This is a genomic window from Synechococcus sp. BIOS-E4-1 (assembly GCF_014279995.1).
Taxonomy (GTDB): domain Bacteria; phylum Cyanobacteriota; class Cyanobacteriia; order PCC-6307; family Cyanobiaceae; genus Synechococcus_C.
The window spans coordinates 159458-179378 of sequence record NZ_CP047935.1; the positions used below are offsets into that span (position 1 = coordinate 159458).

Here is a 19921-nt window from a genome sequence, read left to right on the forward strand (position 1 = left end):
TCCCAGAGCTCGATCGGTTCCCGTCGAACGGTAGGGTTGCAATTCTTACCCGATGGAGTGTATGCCCGAAGCCCCATCCCACCAATTTGATGGCGATGGGTCTCTCAAGGGAGCTCCAGAGTCTGTCAAAGCCACTTTGCTCGTTGTGGATGACGAGCCAGCTGTTCGTCGTGTCCTGGTGATGCGACTTCAGTTAGCCGGATATCGCGTTGTCTGTGCAGAGGATGGTGAGGAGGCACTGGAGGTCTTCCATCGCGAATCGCCTGACCTCGTCGTTCTCGACGTGATGTTGCCGAAACTGGATGGTTTCGCGGTTTGTCGACGTCTTCGGGCTGAGTCCTGTGTGCCGATCATTTTCCTGTCGGCACTTGAAGCCATCTCCGAGCGAGTGGCTGGTCTTGACCTCGGTGCAGATGACTACCTGCCGAAACCTTTCAGCCCCAAGGAACTGGAAGCCAGGATTGCCACGATTCTCCGTCGCGTGGGCCGAGGTTCAGCTGCAGCTGAACCTCGGGAACTGCCCACAGGTCAGGGCGTTGTTCGCGTCGGTGACCTTGTGGTGGACACCAATCGACGTCAGGTGACTCGTGGCAGTGAGCGCATTTCACTCACTTACACCGAATTCAGTCTTCTGGAGCTTTTGTTCAGGGAACCAGGGCGGGTTGTTCCTCGTGCCGAAATTCTTGAGCAGCTCTGGGGTTACCCGCCGCGTCGTGCTGCGGACCTGCGAGTGGTTGACGTTTATGTTGCGCGCCTGCGCGGCAAGCTTGAACCGGATCCTCGCAACCCTGAACTGATTCTCACCGTGCGCGGCATCGGTTACTCCTCTCAGAGAATGGGCGATAACGCTCCTGCTGCCATAGCCAGTTGAGATCCTCCTGTTGATGTTCTGACGCCGATTGCTCGCTTGTCGGCACCATCGAGCGGCAGGATGGCGCCCAAGTGAGGTTCTGTGCCGTGTCTGAACTGCGAGAGACCCGTTTGGAGAAGGCGCATGCCCTCAGAGAACAGGGTATGGAGCCCTATGCCCTCCATTTCGATCCAACCGATCGAATGGCTCAGTTGCAGGATGCCCATGCTGACCTACCCAAGGGGGAAGAGCGGGATCTCAAGGTGGCCGTTGCGGGTCGGGTGATGACTCGACGGGTGATGGGCAAACTGGCTTTCTTCACCCTGTCTGATGAGACCGGCACGATCCAGCTGTTTCTGGAGAAGTCGACTCTGGGTGAGTCATTTGCACAGATCACGGCGCTTGTGGATGCAGGCGATCTGATCGGTGTGCGTGGCATCCTGCGCCGAACCGATCGCGGTGAGCTTTCGGTGAAAGTGGCCGAGTGGACCATGCTCACCAAATCGCTGCAGCCTTTGCCTGATAAGTGGCATGGCCTTGCCGATGTGGAAAAGCGCTACAGGCAACGCTATCTCGACCTGATCGTGACCCCTCAGGCGCGGGAAACGTTCCGGCGGCGTGCGTTAACAGTGAGCGCCATCAGACGCTGGTTGGATGATCGCGACTTCCTGGAGATTGAGACACCCGTTCTCCAGAGCCAGCCTGGTGGGGCTGATGCGCGGCCCTTTGAAACGCATCACAACGCTCTGGACCTGCCACTGACGTTGCGAATCGCCACTGAACTGCACCTCAAGAGGCTGGTGGTGGGGGGCTTTGAGCGTGTGTACGAGCTCGGCAGGATCTTCCGCAACGAGGGCATCAGCACTCGACACAACCCTGAATTCACCACAGTTGAGGTGTACCAGGCTTACTCCGATTACCTGGGGATGATGGAGCTCACGGAGCAGATGATCAGTGCTGTCTGCCAGGAGGTTTGCGCTTGTCAGACCATCACCTATCAGGGCACCGAGATTGATCTGACCCCTCCCTGGAGGCGGGCAACCATGCATGAGTTGGTGCAGGACGCCACCGGCCTTGATTTCCATGGCTTCAGCACTCGGGAGCAAGCCGCAGCGGCTATGGAGACCAAGGGTCTGCATGTTCCTGCGTTGGCCGATTCGGTGGGACGCCTTCTGAATGAGGCGTTTGAACAGGCGGTGGAGCCCACCTTGATCCAGCCCACGTTCGTGATGGATTATCCCCTGGAGATTTCGCCTCTGGCTCGTCCGCATCGCAGCAAGCCTGGGTTGGTTGAACGTTTTGAACTGTTCATCGTCGGCAGAGAGCATGCCAATGCTTTCAGTGAGCTCACTGATCCTGTCGATCAGCGTCAGCGCCTGGAAATACAGCAGCAGCGCAAAGCTGCTGGCGATCTGGAAGCGCAGGGTTTGGATGAGGATTTCGTCAATGCTCTGGAGGTGGGTATGCCTCCTACGGGTGGCCTTGGCATCGGCATCGATCGATTGGTGATGCTGCTCACGGACAGCCCCTCCATCCGCGATGTGATTGCCTTCCCGCTGCTCCGCCCCGAGATTTGAATGTGAGGGGGAGGTTGCCTTGTGCCCTCAGGGTGGATAATGGAACACAGTGGCATGGTCCCTTTCCAATGAGTGGTGAGCGCGTAGGTTTCCGCTTCAAGCACGCCGATGCGGTGGTCAAGCGCAATCCCCAGGGGCGCTCCCGACGCGGCTGGGTGATGGAGCCCGTTGAGCAGACCACCAGCCGAGGCACAAAGATGCCCGCCTATCGCATTCGCTGGCGTGACAGCGAGCGTCCTGAGATCGTTCTTCAGCACATGCTGATTGCTGATCCTGATCCGACTCCACCGCCCGAGAACGTCAGTCTTGAGCCGCCGGCTCCCAAGGCCTGATTGCACTCTGGATCAGCTGAGTCCCTGGCGACGTCTCAGGTCCTCCAATTCCTGGTGGGCTTCAAACAAGGCCCAGTCTTCATCCAGGCTGCGACGTCCGCGTTGCTGTGAAGCCTTCTGATTGAGATTGGAAATCTGTTGATCGAGGTCTCGGAAATTCCGACCCAGCTCATCCAGCTCGTTCCAGAGATCCCTGCCCTGATCCATCAGGTTGTTCACATGCTTTTCAGCGCGCAATGTCAGGTCATCAGCTCCGGCGTTGCGAGCCTTCTTGGTGCGCTCTCCCCAGGCCTGAACCTGTTCTGCCAGTGAAAGCAGCTGGCGTCGTAGGTCTTTCGCCTGGATCTGCATCTGATCGCGTCGACTGTTCAGATCGCGCTGTCGATCCTGCAGATGTTGCTCCCGCACGAGGCGGTCCTGGTTGGGATTGGAGCGCAGAAATGCATCCAACCGCTCTTCCAGGTTCCGTTCAAGCTGATCCAGCCATGTAAGCGACATCAGAGATCCCTGCCTGCTCTGAAGTCGCCATGCGTGCCCGCGGAAGGCGAGTGGTTGCTCACGTTCATGCTGCTGATCAGGGCTTGACGGGTCTCTGCTCAGTCTGCAGCTTCCAGCCAGTGCAGGGAGAGGTCATCGGCAGGATCGTGCCAGCGGTGGCGCCAGTGCCAGCTTGCGTCTTTGGCCAGTTCACGGGCCATCTCTGCTGAGTATTTGACGCTGTATTCGGTCACAAGGGGCTGTCCCGGGCTGAAGGTCCATGGTTCACCACCCACCGAGACCGTTTGATTGACTTCGCTGATCAGGGCCATGCGCACACGGCTCTCTGTCTCCTGCCAGACAGCCTCGTAAAGGAAATTGTCTGGATTGAAGTCGGCGCCTAAATCATTGTTCAGTCTCTGCAGCAGGTTGTGGGCGAAGGCGGCGGAGATCCCTGCTGCATCGTTGTAGGCGGCCTCCAGCCTGGACCTTGATTTGGGCTGATCAAGTCCCAGCAACAGCGGTCCCCCATCGAGCAGTCGCCTGAATCTGCGCAGCAGCGCAATGGCCTCGTCGCGAGTGAAGTTGCCGAGGGAACTACCAGGAAAGAACCCCACTCGCCTTTCCCCACGGATCAATGGATGGTCTGGAAGAGCATCGAGCTGACTGTGATCGCAGCAGATTCCCAGCATTGGCATGCTGGGATGTTGGGCCTGAAGTGACGCCATCGACTGGCGCAGGTGGTCCGCGCTGATGTCGAGAGCCACATAGGCGGAAGGTTGCATCGCTTCCAGCAGTGGTCCCACCTTGCGGGCGCTGCCTGCTCCGAATTCAACGATCGCCCCTGATCCAATGGCACGGGCGATGTCTGCTGCTGATGACTCCAGCAGGCTGATTTCTGTTCGGGTGAGGCTGTACTCCGGTTGCTCGCAGATCTGGTCAAACAGTCGCGATCCCACGTTGTCGTACAGAAACCATGCTGGTAGCTGGCGGGGTTCGCGTTGTAGACCGTTATGCACAAGCCGTTGCATATCTGCATTGGGTGGATGCAGGTCGATCAGTTGAGGACGCGCAGGCGTTTGTGTTGTCATTGGGCCAGGCGTAGAACACCCGCCAGCTACCAGCTGGCAGAAGTTAACTAGTTTCGCTGATTATCGCGGGATTGCCTGCGGTGTATGAATTGAAAAGTTTGCTTGTAAGTCGTTTCAATTAGTTCCTATGGTAATATGTTTTTAATTGCTGCAAAAGAGCTGTTGCTTGTAAGCATTCACTTTGCTCATGACACTGCTCTCATCAGGGTTTTCAAATGAATTAACCAACGACATGGATTGCTTGGATCAGTCGAAATACCGCTCGAGTGGTCATAATGTTAAATGGTTAAATTATGCGTTAAAATGAGGGCTAGCGCGAAATGTACATAAAAGCTAAAAATATTTTACCTTGAAAATTTTTCGGAATGATTTAAATTTCATCCATAAGGTATACGCTAGTTCGTCATTGAGGTTATTAATAGTCAGTTTTCCCATTGAGTTCGTTCATGGAGGCAAGTCATCTCTGTAGCAATAGCTACAGCGTTTAAGATTTCTGGATTGAATGATTGAATTGAACTTATATCGACAATGATTCACAGATCTTCTTCCGCTACCAGCAAAACTTTCCTCAAGGGTTTTGGCCGCTTGGCTTCTCTTGGATTGGTAGGTTCCACATTGATTAGCTGTGCTGGAACTGATAATTCTTCAGTTTCTAAAGATACGTCTGACGCATCAATGTGTGAAAACATCCATATTGGTACACAAGACCAAGTTATTAATACAGCGGTTGGTGGCGCTACAGTTCGAGAATTAAAATTCTTTGAGGATAAGCTGCCTAAAGATGGAAAATACAAAGATCTAGATTATAATATTGAATGGTCGAGTTATACATCAGGTCCTCCAATTACAAACAAAATGATGGCTGGACAAATTCAAATTGGCCTGATGGGGGATTTCCCTGCTGTCATTAATCTCATTAAAGGCAGGGAAGGATCAGGCGATACTAAAACTGTCTATATCGGCACTCTGGCATATAGTCCTAATGGTGCAGGCAATGCTGTAGTAGTCCCAGTCGATAGCAAAGCAACAAGCTTGAAGGATTTAAAGGGTGGAACTGTTTCTGTGCCTTTCGGCTCAGCAGCTCATGGAATGGTTCTGAAAGCTTTAAAAGATGAAGGTATTGATACTGAAAAAGATCTCACCCTCATAAGCCAAGCTCCAGCTGTTGGGGGTTCTGCTCTCCAAAAAAATCAAATTGAAGCGCATGGGGACTTCGTTCCTTTTGGCGAGCTTTTCCCTTACCGGGGTTTTGCAAAAAAAATATTTGATGGAGCTCAGACGGGTGTTCCAACCCTTCACGGCATAACTGTACGTGAAGATTTTGCAAAAGCTTGTCCTGAAGTAGTTACAGCTTTTATGGAGTCAGTTCTTGTGGCAAATAATAAATTTTTTGATAGTCCTGAAATAATTTCGGCGCAGATTGAGGAATGGTCTGGCATTGATAAGGAAGTCGTCTATATGTTTTTGGGACCATCTGGGCTGCAATATCTTTCTCCAGAAATAGAAGAAGTCCAGCTTCAAGCACTTGAAAACAGTATTGCAACTTTAAAAAGCTTGGGCAAAATTGAAAACGAAAACATTCAACCATCAGATGTACGTGGTTGGATTGATAACACTTATTTAGAAAATGCAGCAGCAAAACTAAATTCTTCTGTTGATGCGCAGATTGAAAAAGGTAAGAATTATCAGATATCAGGTTCTGATGCTTTTGATAATACTCCAATAACTAATCCAAAGAATGCTGGTCAAATTTGGATTGAGGGTGAAGAAAAAGTTCAGAACTATTCAAGCCCTGTCAGCATGGTGAAGGCTCTAAAGGAATTTGAGAAAAATGGTAAGACCCCAAGTGTTGTTTTTGTTCATGACATGAATAAAGGTTGGAAACTATTTGCAAACACAGCGTTTTTTGTTGAAAACGATGGCGAGGTTACTGCATTTTTGTTGAAGGATGATGCTGATGCATATGCCCAGAAATCTGGAGGGAAGGTAATCGATTTCGCTCAGCTTCAATCACTTGGATGAGTATAGGAGGAAATAGTTTAGAGCTTCACTAACAAATCTTCGATTAAATTTCATGGCAGTCACCGCGTCTTCAGGTACTTCCCACGAACCTTCAACAGTCACTGTCAGGAAGCGAGGAAAATCATTTCGTCGCTTCCTGACAAACCACGGTGGTTCACTGAGCCGTCGAACCTTGTCATTAGTTTTCTTTCTTTGTTTATGGCAAATCTTAAGTGTTTTGAAAATTAATTTCATCATTAACTTTCAATTCGTGCCAGCACCTACGGAAGTTGTTTCTGCATTTGTTTCCTTTGTACAAGCCAACCCTTGGATACATTTAAGATCAAGCATCTTCAGAGTTATTTGTGGTTTTACTGCAGGTTCAATATTAGGCATTGCAATTGGTTTGCTGATTGGTTCATCCCATTTAGTTGAGGAACTAGTGGCAACTCCTTTAGAGCTCTTACGTCCAATTCCTGCTGTTGCTTGGATACCTCTAGCTATTCTAATGTTTCCAAATGCAGAAATAGGGATGTTTTACATTACTTTTGTTGGAGCATTTTATCCTATTCTTGTCAGCACTCAAAAATCAGTAGAGTCATCGCTGTCTGATTTATTAATGATTAGAGTAGGACAATGTTTAGGTGCATCGTATTATCAGCTTTTTAGAGATATCATTATCCCATCATCGCTCCCCGGTATAAGTGCTGGTCTTGTAATTGGTATGGGAAATGCTTGGTTTTGCCTTGTAACCGCAGAAATTATTGCCGGTAAATATGGCATAGGTTACAAAACTTGGGAATCTTATGTCATTTCTGAATATCCTCCCATTGTCATGGGAATGATTTTAATTGGACTATTAGGAGCATTTTCTTCTCAATTGATTCAATACTTTACTAATCAAATGATGCCTTGGCGTCAAATTACAAAAGGTACCCTCTGATTTTCTTCCAATGTCTAATCTTCTTGAAATCACGCAGCTAAGTAAGTTCTTTGGAGATAAAAACTCACGGCGCTGCGTTCTTTCGAATATTAATCTGCGCATTCAACCAGGTGAATTTGTCTGTTTATTAGGACCTTCTGGATGCGGAAAATCTACGTTGCTAAATGCAATTGCGGGATTTAATAGGCCAGAATGCGGTATTATTACTGTTAACGACAAACCTGTTTCAAAACCTGGTCCTGACCGCGGCTTTGTTTTTCAAAAGAATTCACTGTTGCCCTGGATGACATTAGATCAGAATGTTGGTTATGGGTTGAAAATACAGGGATTATCAAAGGAACAAATTAACATCAAAGTAGAACATTTTTTAGACTTAGTAGGCCTTATAGGTTATAAAAAGAATTTTCCACACGAACTCTCAGGTGGTATGCAACAGCGTGGCAGCATTGTTCGAGCTTTAATTACAAATCCAAAAGTCTTATTGATGGACGAACCATTTGGAGCTGTAGATGCTCAAACAAGGATAATACTTCAAGAGATGTTATTGAGTATATGGGCGAAAGTAGGTATAACTATTATATTCGTTACTCATGACATTGATGAGGCTGTTTTGTTGGCCGACAGAATTGTTGTTATGGGAGTTAATCCTGGCCATATTAAGGAAATATTTGATGTTTCGCTAAAGAGGCCGCGCTCGGCTGATTCAACTTTTTTAGATGAGTTTAGAGATATTAAGCTCAGAATTCTTCGTACGATACGCGAGGAGACTGACAAATTAATGATCGCGGCGTAATCAATTATAATGTATTTTTTAGTTGTAGGGATTGTCTTTAATCTTTTTGTCTTCATTTTTTTGCCAGATCCATCTATTAAAAAATCTCTATTATCATCAATTTTTTTGCAACCAATCCTTCTGTCTTTGGTAGCAGGTTTTTTATTTCGTAATTCGCTTGATGGCCGTTCAACCTGGATTGGTCAGTCAGATTGGTTATCTTCACGAGCGCTTTCTTTTGCATTATCCCTGATGGGCGCTCAATTTGTCTTATCTGATTTATTAGCTATTTCATGGCATACAATTGTATCTCTTTTGTTTTGCATTTTTCTCACATGTGTCGTTGGAACTGTTGTTAACCGATTCCTTAAACTTGACAACTCCTTCATGTTATGGCTTTTAGCAGGTAATTGTATATGTGGACCAGCTGCTATATCATTTGCGTCTCAGATCTTTAATGGTGAAAAAAAAGATATTGCCAAAGCAATATGGATTAACACATTAATTGGTTTTATATTGATGATTCTATTGCCATTCTTTGCAGATTTGCTTAATCTCTCTTCAGAAGCTTTTGGAGTCTGGGCAGGTTCATCCTTACAATCTACAGCACAAGTAGTTGCAAGTGCTTCTATTTTTTCGACTGAATCAACCGACATTGCATTAATGATAAAATCTATACGAATTATAATGTTATTGCCAGTAATGTTTTTATTGAAAATTTTATCATCTCCAAATTCCATAGAATATTCTGATTCCAAAAAAGCTAGAAAATATCAATTTTCTCTAAACTCTTTTCTTAGAACTTTCCCCAGATTTTTGATCGTATTTTTGATGCTTTCTTTCATTTCTCTAATGATTGATTTAAGTGGTATTCTTTACGGTCCTGAATTTTCTCTATATACCGTATTTTCTCAATTGAGACCATTGTTAGGTCAAGTTTCCAAATTCTCTTTGTCCTTGGCTATGTTTGCAATTGGATATTTATGTAATTTTGATCTCAGTCGAAGTGATTGCCGGGCTATTATATTCGCTATTTTTACGGCATTGCAATTAGTATTTACCTCATATTTTATAATTAGAATTTAGTCATGCCTAGATCACGCATTGCTGAATCAAGGTATTCTGTCTGAACTATACTACTTCTTTTAGATACTGTTGATTTATTGCGTTGGTTTTCTATAAATATTTTTTCGGTGTACTCTTCAATCCAATCTTCTCTAATCTTCATGTCAGGTTGATAATGTCCGTCTTTCCCATGACGCTCCCCTAAGATGTAATTAATATGGAACATATCTACACCAGTCCATCGGCTAAGATGTTGAATCGATGAAGTTGTGTTTTTAAACCAATAATTTGAACATAGCATTGATTTGAGAAATGCAATAACTATATCAGGTTGTTGAACAGCAAATTGTCGTCTTGCAACAACGCCATAAAATGCAAATGGTGTTGATACTTCATCTTCTACTTTTTGGTAGTGATGTTCCGCTGAGATGATATGATCGAATGGTGTAAAACATGCCACTGCTCCAGCATCCATAGAATTATCAAAAGGAGTTTTCTGGTTCTCAAGACTTATATTTATTAATCTTGCTGAACTGAGTATATTATTCTGATTTAAATTGTAAAGAAGACTTCCATGAGCCGTAGACAAAAAAGGCACAGCAATTATATTATTTTTAAGGTTTTTTAATTCGGTTTCTTTAATATCCTTGCGAATAAGCAAACTCGATCCACTTCCGTAAGGATTGATGCTCACAAAGCTTATAAGTATCGGCCCGTTCTCATCGTTATATGATTGATTTGTAGCCATATGACTAATCGCGTAATCTCCTATGATTGCAATATCTAACTCTGATTCCTTGAGACCTTTAAGCATTGGAGCTGCTGATTTGTAATCTATCCATTTTGTTGAGAACTGGTTTTGAGAGCTGTCGCTAATTTCCGCAATAAAAGAGTCAAGAAGCCCAAGCTTTTGAATGGCTCTTCCCGAAACCACCGTTTGAATAGTTCTATTTTGAATTCCAATTTTTAAGACCTTATTTTCTGAATGTTTGACAGTAATTGGTGAATTACTTTGTTTTTGAGAAGCCTTACTAAGCCTTGGCAGAATCGGTGGGTAATTATCTTCGAATTGATAGTTCAGATCTGCACTGAATACGAGATCATTACTATTTGGCTGTTCACCTTGTTTCCCTTTATGAGCGAGTAAAAATAGTCCATATGGCGTTGACAGTTCATTAACTCTAATGCGTTTGCAATTGCTCGGTACTTTTGTATTGCATAGCTTGATGCCTATTCCGCCAGCATCCCTAATTAGTTCTTCCATCAGTTTTTCCGAGACGTGGGAACGTTTTGTGAAATCAGTAATATCGAGTCCAAATGGTCTAATTCTTGTTTCGAGCAAATGCAAGCTTTCAGAATGCAGTTCCGGAAGAAATACTCTCTTCGAAAGCAACTCGCATAGATCAATAGATTCTTTGTTGCTTAAATCATCATCTGAATATACAAGCATAAACTCTTCATCGGTTATCAAGCGAGATTTAATTTCATTGGAATCGGTTTTGTATCTCGAGAGTCCAAAGGCATTGGTGTCTTTTTTTAATAGATCAATAATTTCCTGTTCGCTATTGCATTGAAATGTGTGAGTTGTTATTTCTTCGCCAAGTGTTGACTCTATATGTAATATGACCTGTTTAAGAGCGCTCATGCTAACGTCAGATTCGTGATATATAGTGTAATTAAGTTTATTTTGTTTTTCTTGGTTGTCAAAGTAATGCTCTAACTCCTCAATTTGTTTGACGACATGCTCCAGCTTCTCTTGTGCATAACGACCAGACTCTGAGAGGTGAATTTTATTATTTTCGCGATGAATTAGTGTTGTTTTTAAGTGTTTCTCGAGTGCTATGACCTTCAGGCTTATTGAGGGTTGACTCAGGTGTAAAAATTTTGCAGCTTTTGTGAAGCTACCAAATTCGGAAACAGCTAAAAATGCCTTGATTTGAGAGAGGTCCATCGTCAAACCATTTTTACTAATATATGTAACTACGATCACTGTTTGGGTGTCGAATGATACCAATCATGATTTGACGCGCAGGGATTAGGAAAGCCAATTCAGGTTTGAATTACTTCGTAAGTACTCTGATGTTAAGGTTAAAATTGATTGAACTCCTTTTTGAGCAGTTGCAGGTTGCCAGCTGAGTTATCTTTTGAGATATTTAATAAGTTTTGAGAATTAGTTTATTGTTCATTTGGCTCGCGTAGGGTTTGTGTTTAGGGTTGCAGTCTGTAATTTGAGAGCCTTAATTACTTGTCTTCTTAGGTATTTCAACAATTGTTTATGGTTTGTATGATTGGTTTGCACTTGATTGATTTTTTTGCAATAATAAAGGCCCCATCGAAGAGGCCTAATTGGTGATTGTTCAGAATTTAAAAGTTGTCTGTATTAAACCTCCAAACACGTTAAATCGTCCGTCATAGCCAGCTCCATTGTCAATTAGATTTTGTGTGTTTTGCCCCATTGGCCTTGATAGATAAAAAAGAGCTGGTGCTACAGCTATATTATCCGTGACTTGAAAATTATAGTAGAGTTCGAAGATATAGTTACCATCGAATGCTGTATCACTGCCTTCGAGAGCTGTGGCAAAGGTCGGCTGGCCAACAGCAATGCCAAGGGCGTTACCGTCCATAAGCGCATCTTCCCACTTCAGGCCTGTGAACCAGCTCTGTGAGTTGGTGTATGTTCCATCAACAATTCTTTTGCCATTGACTGTGTTTATCGACCAACCTATTGAAATGGATGGAATTAATCCACTTTTCTCTGGCTGCCAATAAGCGTTTAACGCATAACTGTTGGAGGAACGCGTTGTGCGCTCTCCATTCTCAGTCGTGCACTTAAGATTGTATTTCTCGTTCTGTACGAAAGAAGTGCCTTTTCTAAAATTTGAATCACACTGGCCATATCGATACGCACCTGCTATGCCATAATTTCCATTTCCCCAACCTACCTGAGCTGTAAGATTTGCTGCTGAATTTTCAGTCATAAATCCTCCTTCTCCAGGGTTTGAATTAGACCCTGCTTTATTACCAGTCACATAGTTGATGCTGACATTTAAATTAGGCTCACCTTTATCAACTTTTTGCTGCCAGTAACCTCCAATTAATTGTCCTGTTGCTTTGTTATAAACTCCTGGCACACCGGCAACAGCAGTATAGTCAAGGATAGTGGCCCCCCCTTTTGTATATACAGATGGCCACATTGCTAATACTTCAGTATTTCTCGCTTTTGCACCCGCGATGAATGTGAAGCTTTCCCCAATTGGAAACTTGTAAAAGAGTCGATCAACTTTGACATTATCTTCGCTTGCAAACGCGATGTTTAGTCCTGTTAGGTTAACTCCTCTTCCACCGAAAGCTGATTGCCCGAAGTTGCCAGCGCGTAACTTTGTTCGTAGTAAATCCTTTCCGGTAAAGCTCGTATCGAGAAATAAATCAAGATTGTAATTAAATGTTAGTGCGCCAAATTCTTCGTTATATGCATCTGCTCCACCGGTTCCAACTTGATCGAAAGATATGCCATTTTGACTGTCACCATTAGCATTGACCCCACCAATGACGAAAGTTGTTTTACCTTTCAGCTTGGTCGTGGTGGAGAACTGGGTTGCTTCCAGTTCGCCAACGCGAGCTTCCAGACCGTCAACACGGCCCTTGACGATGGCGAGTTCCTTTTCGAACTCCTTCATCAGACGCTTGAGCTCGTCGGTCACTTCGGTGACGCGGTCGAGACAGGCATTCAGCAGTGCGGCCGCCTCAAAGCGGGTCATGGCACGGTTGCCGCGGTAGGTGCCGTTGGGATAACCGGCGACACAGCCGTAGCGCTCAATCAGGTTGCTGAGAGCCTGATAGGCCCAGTCGGTCGGGTAGACATCAGAGAACTGGGTGATGCTGGTGACCTGCTCGACCGACACCGCATCTTTTGATAAGGGAACATAAGATGAGATGCGATCAATACTCAGTTCTGTAGCGTTTGTTGCAGAAGTCTGTGCTAAAAGCGCTACTACCGCTTGGCAGGCAAGGAATTGATGAGCTAGTTTCATTGATGATGGCCTCACACTGTGTAATTGAGCTGGCAAAACAACTCGACATAAATTTATTCTTGATAGCGAAAAAATATTGAACTTTATTATTGATATTTTTAATAGCCTTATTCGTTATTTCAATCTATATGGACCTGTAATTAGGACAGATTCGTATATAGTTATTGGTGTCAATATAAATCTTTCATGGACATCCAACGTCATCAAGTTGATTTTTTAGTCGTAGGTGGTGGTACAGCTGGATGTATGGCAGCTATCAAAGCCAAACAAAGGAATCCTGATGCCAATGTATTGGTTTTAGAAAAGGCAAATATCCGACGCAGTGGTGCAATTGCAATGGGAATGGATGGTGTTAATACTGCTGTTATTCCTGGTAATTCCACACCTGAACAATATGTCAAGGAAATCACGATTGCGAATGATGGAATCCTTGATCAAAAGTCTGTGTATAAAACTGGTGAATTGGGTTTCAGTGTTATTCAGGAACTCGAAAGTTGGGGAGTGAAATTTCAAAAAGATAATGAAGGAAACTACGATCTTAAACAAGTTCATCGCGTTGGTAAATATGTTTTACCAATGCCTGAGGGTAAAGATCTTAAAAAGATTCTTTCTCGTCAGGTTAAGCGCCATAAAGTTAAAGTGATTAATCGCGTAATGGCGACTCGTGTTGTTGTACAAAACGATCGTGTAGCCGGCGTTACAGGTTTGGATGTTCGTTCTGGTGATTTTCATGTTATTCAAGCGAAAGCGGTACTTCTTTGCACTGGGGCTTGCGGTCGTCTTGGATTACCGTCTTCAGGATATTTATATGGAACTTACGAAAATCCAACTAATGCTGGTGATGGTTATTCTATGGCCTATCATGCCGGAGCAAAATTATCAAACCTAGAATGTTTTCAAATTAATCCTTTAATTAAGGACTACAATGGTCCTGCTTGTGCATATGTGGCAAGTCCGTTCGGAGCTTATACAGCAAATGCTGAAGGTAATCGTTTTATAAGTTGCGATTACTGGAGTGGTCAGATGATGCTCGAAATGTGGAAAGAACTCAATTCGGGATCCGGACCTGTACATCTAAAAATGTACCATTTGGACGAAGCAACTATTTCGGAAATTGAAACTGTTCTTTTCGCTAATGAGCGTCCGAGTCGAGAACGTTTTCATGCTGGACGCAATGAAAATTATAGAACCCACGGAGTTGAAATGAGTATATCTGAAATTGGTCTATGTAGCGGACATTCTGCCTCAGGAGTTCAGGTTGATGAAAATATGCAAACTTCAGTAACCGGCCTTTATGCTGCGGGGGATATGGCTAGTGTTCCTCATAATTATATGATCGGTGCTTTTGTTTCTGGCAGGGTTGCGGCCGAGCATGCGATAGATGCAATACGTGATTTTGAGCATCAAGAACCTGATGAATCTTTTTTAATGGAGGAGCAGAAAAGAATTTATGCCCCTATATCTAATCCTGACGGCATCCCTCATACTCAAGTTGAATACAAACTCCGTCGTTTTGTTAATGATTACTTACAGCCACCAAAAGCTCCGCACAATATGCAAATAGGGCTTGATAAATTCGTGGCTTACAATTCTGTCTTGGCTGAGCTTGGTGCACGTGACCCGCATGAGTTAATGCGTTGTATGGAAATTCATTTTATTCGTGACTGTGCTGAAATGGCTGCACGTGCTTCACTTTTCAGGAAGGAAAGTCGATGGGGTCTCTACCATTATCGTCTTGATTTCCCAGATCGCAATGATGATGAATGGCTTTGTAATTGCATTGTTCAAAAAGCTTCAGATTCATCAATGCTCCTCTGCAAGCAACCACTTCAACCTTATATTATTGACGTGAATGTTTCAGAAGAGCAGTATGACGTTGCTGTTCCAGTTTAATCCCTCTTATTATCATGTCTCTTGCTTTCAACCGTTCTGACGTTCCCGTCATTGTTGACGAATCCAAATGTCTCGAAAAATGTAATGCTTGTATTGAGGTATGTCCTCTTGATGTATTAGCTAAAAATCCTGATACTGGAAAGGCATACATGAAGTATGACGAGTGCTGGTTCTGCTTACCTTGTGAGAAAGAATGCCCAACCGGTGCTGTTAGTGTTCAAATTCCATTTTTGCTTCGTTAAGTATGCAAATGATTCCCAACACTTTTTCTCTGGCTTTTGAGGCTTTAGATGATGAACTAAAAGGGCCAGCTGAGATGGTTTTTTCCGAATCTGATGAAGACCGTCTTGTTGCTGTTGTTTCTTTGCAACATCTTTGTGACGAAGACTCCGTTCCATTCTTAATTCATGCTCTTAGCGACACCTCTGACGATGTTGTCTTTACTGCGGTTACCTCTTTGTGGGAGATTGCTAGTCAAGAAGCTGTGATTCCCCTTATAGATTGCTTGCGTGATTCGAAAGCAGAGCGCATTCGACAAGAAGCATTGAATGCACTTAAGGAATTAGTCAATCAAGATCATCTTATGAAATTGCTTGACTATCTTGATGAAAGCGACATAAAATTACAGGCATCAATATTAGTGCTCCTCCGCAAGATCCATGATGTTCAGGCATTACCATCTGTAGCAATCTTTTTAGAATCAGACCATGAAGTATTGCGTAAGGAATCTGTAATGACGCTCCGCTATCTTAATCAGCTAACACATTTTCCACCAGCACTTAAACTTGCGAGTGATTCTAGCGTAAATGTTCGAAAGGAAACTATGTTGACCTTGGCTCATCTAGATCAGCCTGATGTTATAGATATTCTTGAGTCATCATTGCTTAATGACGATTCATGGGAGGTAAGACGTAACGCCGCTCAAGCACTTGAACGTAAATCTAACCCTTCGACCTCTACATCATTGGCAGTCGCCATTCAGGATAAGCATTGGCAAGTAAGAAAATTTGCGCTTAGAGCGCTTCAACCTCACGTTTTGGATGAATTTTCTCCCACAATCATTTCACTTCTTTGCGACGAGTATTCTGATGTTCGTAAAGAAGCTGCACTCGCTCTAGGGGGAATTGATTCTGAACAGGCCAAGGCTGCACTATCGCAATCTCTCAATGACACGGATATTGAGGTCAGAATTGCTTCTGAAAAATCTCTAGCTCGCTTGCAAGCATAGATTGTTTTGTGTAAGTTTGGAGGACTCTGTTTGTGGATTTAAATTGTTTGACTCAGGAAGAATTTCGTCTCAAAGAAGTACGGGATTGCCTGGATTGTGTGAAGCTACCTGGCTCTCAACTATCTATTATCAAGGCGGCTTTGGCCCGCAATATTAGAGTTATTCAAGATGATATCTATGTTCGTCTTTTTCATGGCTCCGATCAGATCGAACTTGTTTTAAACACGCAAAATGCTTTATCAGCATTAGCCTGGTCAAATCGAATTATTGTTGATCCAAGATCTATTCCAGGTGTTAAACGAACTATTGCTATTGGCAGCGGTAAAGGAGGGGTTGGGAAAACGACAGTTACTGTAGGACTTGCTAATTCTTTAAGTAAAAGTGGTTATAACGTTGGAATACTTGATGCTGACATTTATGGTCCAAATGTATCTACACTTTTAGGCGTCGATTCTATTGAAGTAGACACTTTCGTAAGTAATAATAGAACTCGCTTTATCCCAGCCACCATTCGAGACCTAAAAGTTATGTCAGTTGGTATGCTGGCCGACGCTTCTCAGTCCCTTGCATGGCGTGGTCCAATTCTGACTAAATTGTTGAAGCAATTTCTCTTTGATGTTGAATGGGGAGAGCTTGACTTTTTGCTTATTGATCTCCCGCCAGGAACAGGAGATGCTCAAATAACAATACTTCAGGAATGTCCACTTGCAGGAGTTCTACTCGTTGGGGTACCTGGAACTTCTTCCCAAGCAGACTTGGTACGTACAATTGCAATGTATAAACAGTTTGATTTAACTATACTCGGTTATGTTGAAAATTTTTCTTCTATTGAATGCCCTAATTGCGGAAATGTCTTTCCATTTCTTTTAGACTATCTTCCTGAAGATCAAGCCATGGCTGACATAAAAGACCTTGAAGTTTTAGTGCATCTTCCTGTTCAACCTGACGTCTTGACGAAAAGTTGTCAAAATGTTGAACACACACTTGGCAATATATATCCCGAATCTTTTTTAAAAGTAGCCAATAAATGCAAGGAACTACTTGTATAAATGCTATAAAAATTTGGCTTCACTCTTTGAACATAGAGGATCGTATCTTTTGGATAATTCTATTTCTGTCTGTGCTTCGCAGACTATTTTTAGTCATGTACCTTGAATTCAAGTTTTCACGCCCTTGATGCTTGTAGACAAGTTTCTTGAGTTCTCTACGAGGACTTGGTGAAAACTCCTGCTCTCCGTAAAGTGCGTCAGAATCAGCAATCCAATCAATATCGCAAACTTTGATAAGTTTGCTAAGAAAAATTTTTCGAATGTCCATAGCGGTCTTTCTTTTGTCAACTATAGCACAATTTGGTATTGGATGCTACTTAATGTTGCCTGGCCTTTTAGCGCTGAAGTACTTTCCACCAAAAAGAGCTGAACTCTATGTTGTATCTGGTTTTAAGTTAACTCACTTGAGTGTCCGCTCTTATCTTATGGGCTCTATCAGCCCCTGTGCATTAATTCCTCCACGTTATTTGTAGTGCTCTGCTCTTTTGCTCCACGCTGTAGTTGCCTTGAGGGGGCTGTTTAGGCCTCGTAAGTCAGACGCAAAAAAACTCGTAATAATATTCGTGACGTATGAATTTGGAAAATATTTGATTTTGTTTTTTTGGTATTTTCAAGTGGTAGTACTTTCTTCAAATTTTAGCTTGCTTGATATTTAGTTTACTCTTTCAGAGATGTATCAATCAATCTTGCTATGACTGAGTCGAGCCTGCAGCCTTAAGAACCTCATCTAGACATATGATAATCAAGCTGCGTGCATTTGGCGATTTTTTGTTATTTAAGATTAATTCCGGTTAGAGTTCAATTAATGCGTCCCAGCTCTGAGAGGACTATGGGTTTATGTTTCTTGCTTTAATGTAATATATTTCCTGAAAAACTTATAATGTAATATTGTTAATCGATATTTGTTTGCACTATTTTTAAGTGTTAAAGCCCAAGTATTACTGCTGGTTCATTCAGTTTTTTCTGCTCAATCCAATATATTGATGACTTCTGCACTCTTGCCTACGCTGCAGTGCAGGCTCCCTTGAGCTGGGAAGATTGTTTAATCTGGGCTTTGAGTATAATTAATCACTGGGCATCGCTTCTTTCTAGCGCAAATGTGTCATAACCTCCGTTACCATAGGGAAAGCGTTTATTCAAAAAAATTATCATGAATACAAGCTTATCCAAGTATTATTACTATAAAGCGTTGTCTCAACAAGTTGATGATCAGCAGCTTAAAAAATCTTTAATACTATCAGCTAACGAGTTCCTGAATAATGAATATTTGGCTTTAAAAAAGCAAGTTTTATTTACTAGTAATTTTATTAAACAAGTAAATAATAGGATTTTATAGCTTGCCTTTCTAAATTTTAATCAGTTTTTGAATTGAATGTTAATATTCGCGATGTTGTCAGTCTTTTTCTTTTTGTGAGGTTGGTATTTACAATTATTGAATTTGTTTCAGGTGATTTTCCGTCAAGTTCTGACGAAAAATTACTATTAGTACATAGCTGGAGAATGAGAACTACTGAATAACCCAGCAAACTTAGGTGAGTGATTTTTGATATTAATAATTTTTTCAGGATATGCATATTTCTAATCGCGGATACCTTTCTACTATTTGAGCAGTTTTATTCGAAATTTGAATTCTTGGGAGTAATTGAATCATATGAACAGTGTTAAAAGTTGTCGAAATAATTATGCGTCTTTCTATATAATTAAACTGTATAGCAACTAGTTTGTTTAATGCAATTGATTTGAAGGAATTATTTATTGGTACATAAAGACAAAATCTAAAAATTAATATTTGGTACATTTAGGTAGGATTGATGAAACATTTTCGATTGATGGATGATTTTTCATGAAAAAGCAGTTAGATATAAAATACATAGTCCTAAAGAAATATGTTTGTAGATTTAGTTTCACTAGCGTAAAAACAGCCATGATTCAAGGAGCTTCTTAATAAATGTCCCTTGCTCAAGGGGACTTTGTGGAACTTTTTCTCTGTGTGGTACTTGGAACCGATTGGAGCCCTATAAAAATAGCACAATCACTTGATCATTTTTGTTTAGCATTGCTTTGTAGTTATTAATTTTTTTAATTGCCCTATAGGGATCTTGTTTATGGCTTGAACTTCGTTGGCTTCGGCTCATAAGAAGCAATCTTCTTGTCAATTTGTTCATGCAGCTAAATCGTGTTTGATGTGGTTTTATTACTATATTTAAAATATCACTCCCCTTGAAATCAGTTGATTAATCGTTGGTTTTGGGAATTTTTTAGGTTATTTGCGATTACCTTTTGACGCAACATAGGTCGTGTCATGGGTTGATTAATTGGTTTTCAAAGAAGATGATATTGAGTCTCTGCGGTAATCGTCCTATCCACCTAATTTTATTATTTATTGTCTTTGGTTTATTGCGACCTGTTGGAGGATTGATTGTTTTATCAAATTATTTTGGATGTCAATGACGGGGGGTAAGTTATTCTTCAACACCTTTTATGTATTCTTTGATTATTGCCTCTTTGCAATGTATTATGCGGTTGTGGATCATTCTGCATGTTCTCGTCTGAACGTGTTGTTGTGTTTGAGTTGATTCGATTGAATGATTTGATGCATTATGGTCGTGCCG

15 protein-coding genes are annotated in these 19921 nt (G+C 42.8%); 11 read left to right on the top strand and 4 right to left on the bottom strand.

The genetic code is table 11. The features are described 5' to 3' along the window. Nucleotides 1-61: 61 nt before the first annotated feature. The 3 genes from rpaB to SynBIOSE41_RS00710 all read left to right on the top strand — a co-directional run bounded on the left by rpaB (nucleotide 62) and on the right by SynBIOSE41_RS00710 (nucleotide 2759). Nucleotides 62-871 (top strand): response regulator transcription factor RpaB, encoded by an 810-nt coding sequence (rpaB, locus tag SynBIOSE41_RS00700; protein WP_186539250.1) that lies wholly within the window; start codon nucleotides 62-64, stop codon nucleotides 869-871. A gap of 86 nt (nucleotides 872-957) precedes the next feature. Further along, a complete protein-coding gene (gene lysS, locus SynBIOSE41_RS00705; RefSeq protein ID WP_186539251.1) occupies nucleotides 958-2427 on the top strand; it encodes a lysine--tRNA ligase in 1470 nt (489 codons plus the stop codon). A gap of 68 nt (nucleotides 2428-2495) precedes the next feature. Next, the gene (locus tag SynBIOSE41_RS00710) at nucleotides 2496-2759 is read left to right on the top strand and encodes a hypothetical protein (RefSeq protein ID WP_006042532.1); all 264 of its coding nucleotides are present in this window, start codon (nucleotides 2496-2498) and stop codon (nucleotides 2757-2759) included. Between the two features lie 12 nt (nucleotides 2760-2771). Here the strand turns inward: SynBIOSE41_RS00710 and SynBIOSE41_RS00715 are convergent, their stop codons facing one another. Together SynBIOSE41_RS00715 and egtD are read right to left on the bottom strand one after the other, a co-directional pair. Further along, nucleotides 2772-3257 (bottom strand): hercynine metabolism protein, encoded by a 486-nt coding sequence (locus tag SynBIOSE41_RS00715; RefSeq protein ID WP_186539252.1) that lies wholly within the window; start codon nucleotides 3255-3257, stop codon nucleotides 2772-2774. Between the two features lie 98 nt (nucleotides 3258-3355). Next, nucleotides 3356-4327, bottom strand: a complete 972-nt coding sequence (gene egtD, locus SynBIOSE41_RS00720; protein WP_186539253.1) for an L-histidine N(alpha)-methyltransferase — start codon at nucleotides 4325-4327, stop codon at nucleotides 3356-3358. 528 nt (nucleotides 4328-4855) lie between these two features. Between egtD and SynBIOSE41_RS00725 the strand changes: the two genes are divergently transcribed. The 4 genes from SynBIOSE41_RS00725 to SynBIOSE41_RS00740 are packed head-to-tail and all read left to right on the top strand — an operon-like array spanning nucleotide 4856 to nucleotide 9129. Beyond that, nucleotides 4856-6349: a nitrous oxide reductase accessory protein NosL gene (locus SynBIOSE41_RS00725; RefSeq protein ID WP_222930562.1), complete on the top strand. Its 1494-nt coding sequence runs from the start codon at nucleotides 4856-4858 to the stop codon at nucleotides 6347-6349. 52 nt (nucleotides 6350-6401) lie between these two features. Next, nucleotides 6402-7271, top strand: coding sequence for an ABC transporter permease (locus SynBIOSE41_RS00730; protein WP_186539254.1), 870 nt, complete (start codon nucleotides 6402-6404; stop codon nucleotides 7269-7271). Nucleotides 7272-7281: 10 nt separating this feature from the next. Then, complete coding sequence (locus SynBIOSE41_RS00735; protein WP_186539255.1) at nucleotides 7282-8064, top strand: ABC transporter ATP-binding protein; 783 nt, start codon at nucleotides 7282-7284, stop codon at nucleotides 8062-8064. A gap of 60 nt (nucleotides 8065-8124) precedes the next feature. After that, nucleotides 8125-9129, top strand: a complete 1005-nt coding sequence (locus SynBIOSE41_RS00740) for a YeiH family protein (RefSeq protein ID WP_186539256.1) — start codon at nucleotides 8125-8127, stop codon at nucleotides 9127-9129. Here the strand turns inward: SynBIOSE41_RS00740 and SynBIOSE41_RS00745 are convergent. Continuing rightward, nucleotides 9119-11059 carry a LysR family transcriptional regulator gene (locus SynBIOSE41_RS00745; RefSeq protein WP_186539257.1) on the bottom strand — a complete coding sequence of 647 codons (1941 nt, stop codon included), beginning with the start codon at nucleotides 11057-11059 and terminating at the stop codon, nucleotides 9119-9121. The genes SynBIOSE41_RS00740 and SynBIOSE41_RS00745 overlap by 11 nt on opposite strands. Nucleotides 11060-11465: 406 nt before the next feature. After that, nucleotides 11466-13139, bottom strand: a complete 1674-nt coding sequence (locus tag SynBIOSE41_RS00750) for an iron uptake porin (protein WP_186539258.1) — start codon at nucleotides 13137-13139, stop codon at nucleotides 11466-11468. A 186-nt stretch (nucleotides 13140-13325) separates the two neighbouring features. Here SynBIOSE41_RS00750 and SynBIOSE41_RS00755 point away from each other — a divergent pair, with 186 nt between their 5' ends. From SynBIOSE41_RS00755 to SynBIOSE41_RS00770, 4 genes are read left to right on the top strand one after another with little or no spacing between them, the layout of a single operon-like run. Beyond that, entirely contained in the window at nucleotides 13326-15032 is a 1707-nt protein-coding gene (locus tag SynBIOSE41_RS00755) for a fumarate reductase/succinate dehydrogenase flavoprotein subunit (protein ID WP_186539259.1), read from the top strand. Nucleotides 15033-15046: 14 nt separating this feature from the next. Then, nucleotides 15047-15274: a ferredoxin family protein gene (locus SynBIOSE41_RS00760; protein ID WP_186539260.1), complete on the top strand. Its 228-nt coding sequence runs from the start codon at nucleotides 15047-15049 to the stop codon at nucleotides 15272-15274. Between the two features lie 8 nt (nucleotides 15275-15282). Then, the gene (locus tag SynBIOSE41_RS00765) at nucleotides 15283-16260 is read left to right on the top strand and encodes a HEAT repeat domain-containing protein (protein WP_186539261.1); all 978 of its coding nucleotides are present in this window, start codon (nucleotides 15283-15285) and stop codon (nucleotides 16258-16260) included. Nucleotides 16261-16307: 47 nt separating this feature from the next. Next, nucleotides 16308-17309, top strand: a complete 1002-nt coding sequence (locus SynBIOSE41_RS00770) for a P-loop NTPase (protein WP_186539262.1) — start codon at nucleotides 16308-16310, stop codon at nucleotides 17307-17309. Nucleotides 17310-19921 lie beyond the last annotated feature (2612 nt).

Coding starts and splice junctions, on each gene's coding strand:
- rpaB (WP_186539250.1), top strand. CDS start 62: ATGCCCGAAGCCCCATCCCACCAATTTGATGGCGATGGGTCTCTCAAG.
- SynBIOSE41_RS00710 (WP_006042532.1), top strand. CDS start 2,496: ATGAGTGGTGAGCGCGTAGGTTTCCGCTTCAAGCACGCCGATGCGGTG.
- SynBIOSE41_RS00715 (WP_186539252.1), bottom strand. CDS start 3,257: ATGTCGCTTACATGGCTGGATCAGCTTGAACGGAACCTGGAAGAGCGG.
- egtD (WP_186539253.1), bottom strand. CDS start 4,327: ATGACAACACAAACGCCTGCGCGTCCTCAACTGATCGACCTGCATCCA.
- SynBIOSE41_RS00725 (WP_222930562.1), top strand. CDS start 4,856: ATGATTCACAGATCTTCTTCCGCTACCAGCAAAACTTTCCTCAAGGGT.
- SynBIOSE41_RS00730 (WP_186539254.1), top strand. CDS start 6,402: ATGGCAGTCACCGCGTCTTCAGGTACTTCCCACGAACCTTCAACAGTC.
- SynBIOSE41_RS00735 (WP_186539255.1), top strand. CDS start 7,282: ATGTCTAATCTTCTTGAAATCACGCAGCTAAGTAAGTTCTTTGGAGAT.
- SynBIOSE41_RS00745 (WP_186539257.1), bottom strand. CDS start 11,059: ATGGACCTCTCTCAAATCAAGGCATTTTTAGCTGTTTCCGAATTTGGT.
- SynBIOSE41_RS00750 (WP_186539258.1), bottom strand. CDS start 13,139: ATGAAACTAGCTCATCAATTCCTTGCCTGCCAAGCGGTAGTAGCGCTT.
- SynBIOSE41_RS00755 (WP_186539259.1), top strand. CDS start 13,326: ATGGACATCCAACGTCATCAAGTTGATTTTTTAGTCGTAGGTGGTGGT.
- SynBIOSE41_RS00760 (WP_186539260.1), top strand. CDS start 15,047: ATGTCTCTTGCTTTCAACCGTTCTGACGTTCCCGTCATTGTTGACGAA.
- SynBIOSE41_RS00765 (WP_186539261.1), top strand. CDS start 15,283: ATGATTCCCAACACTTTTTCTCTGGCTTTTGAGGCTTTAGATGATGAA.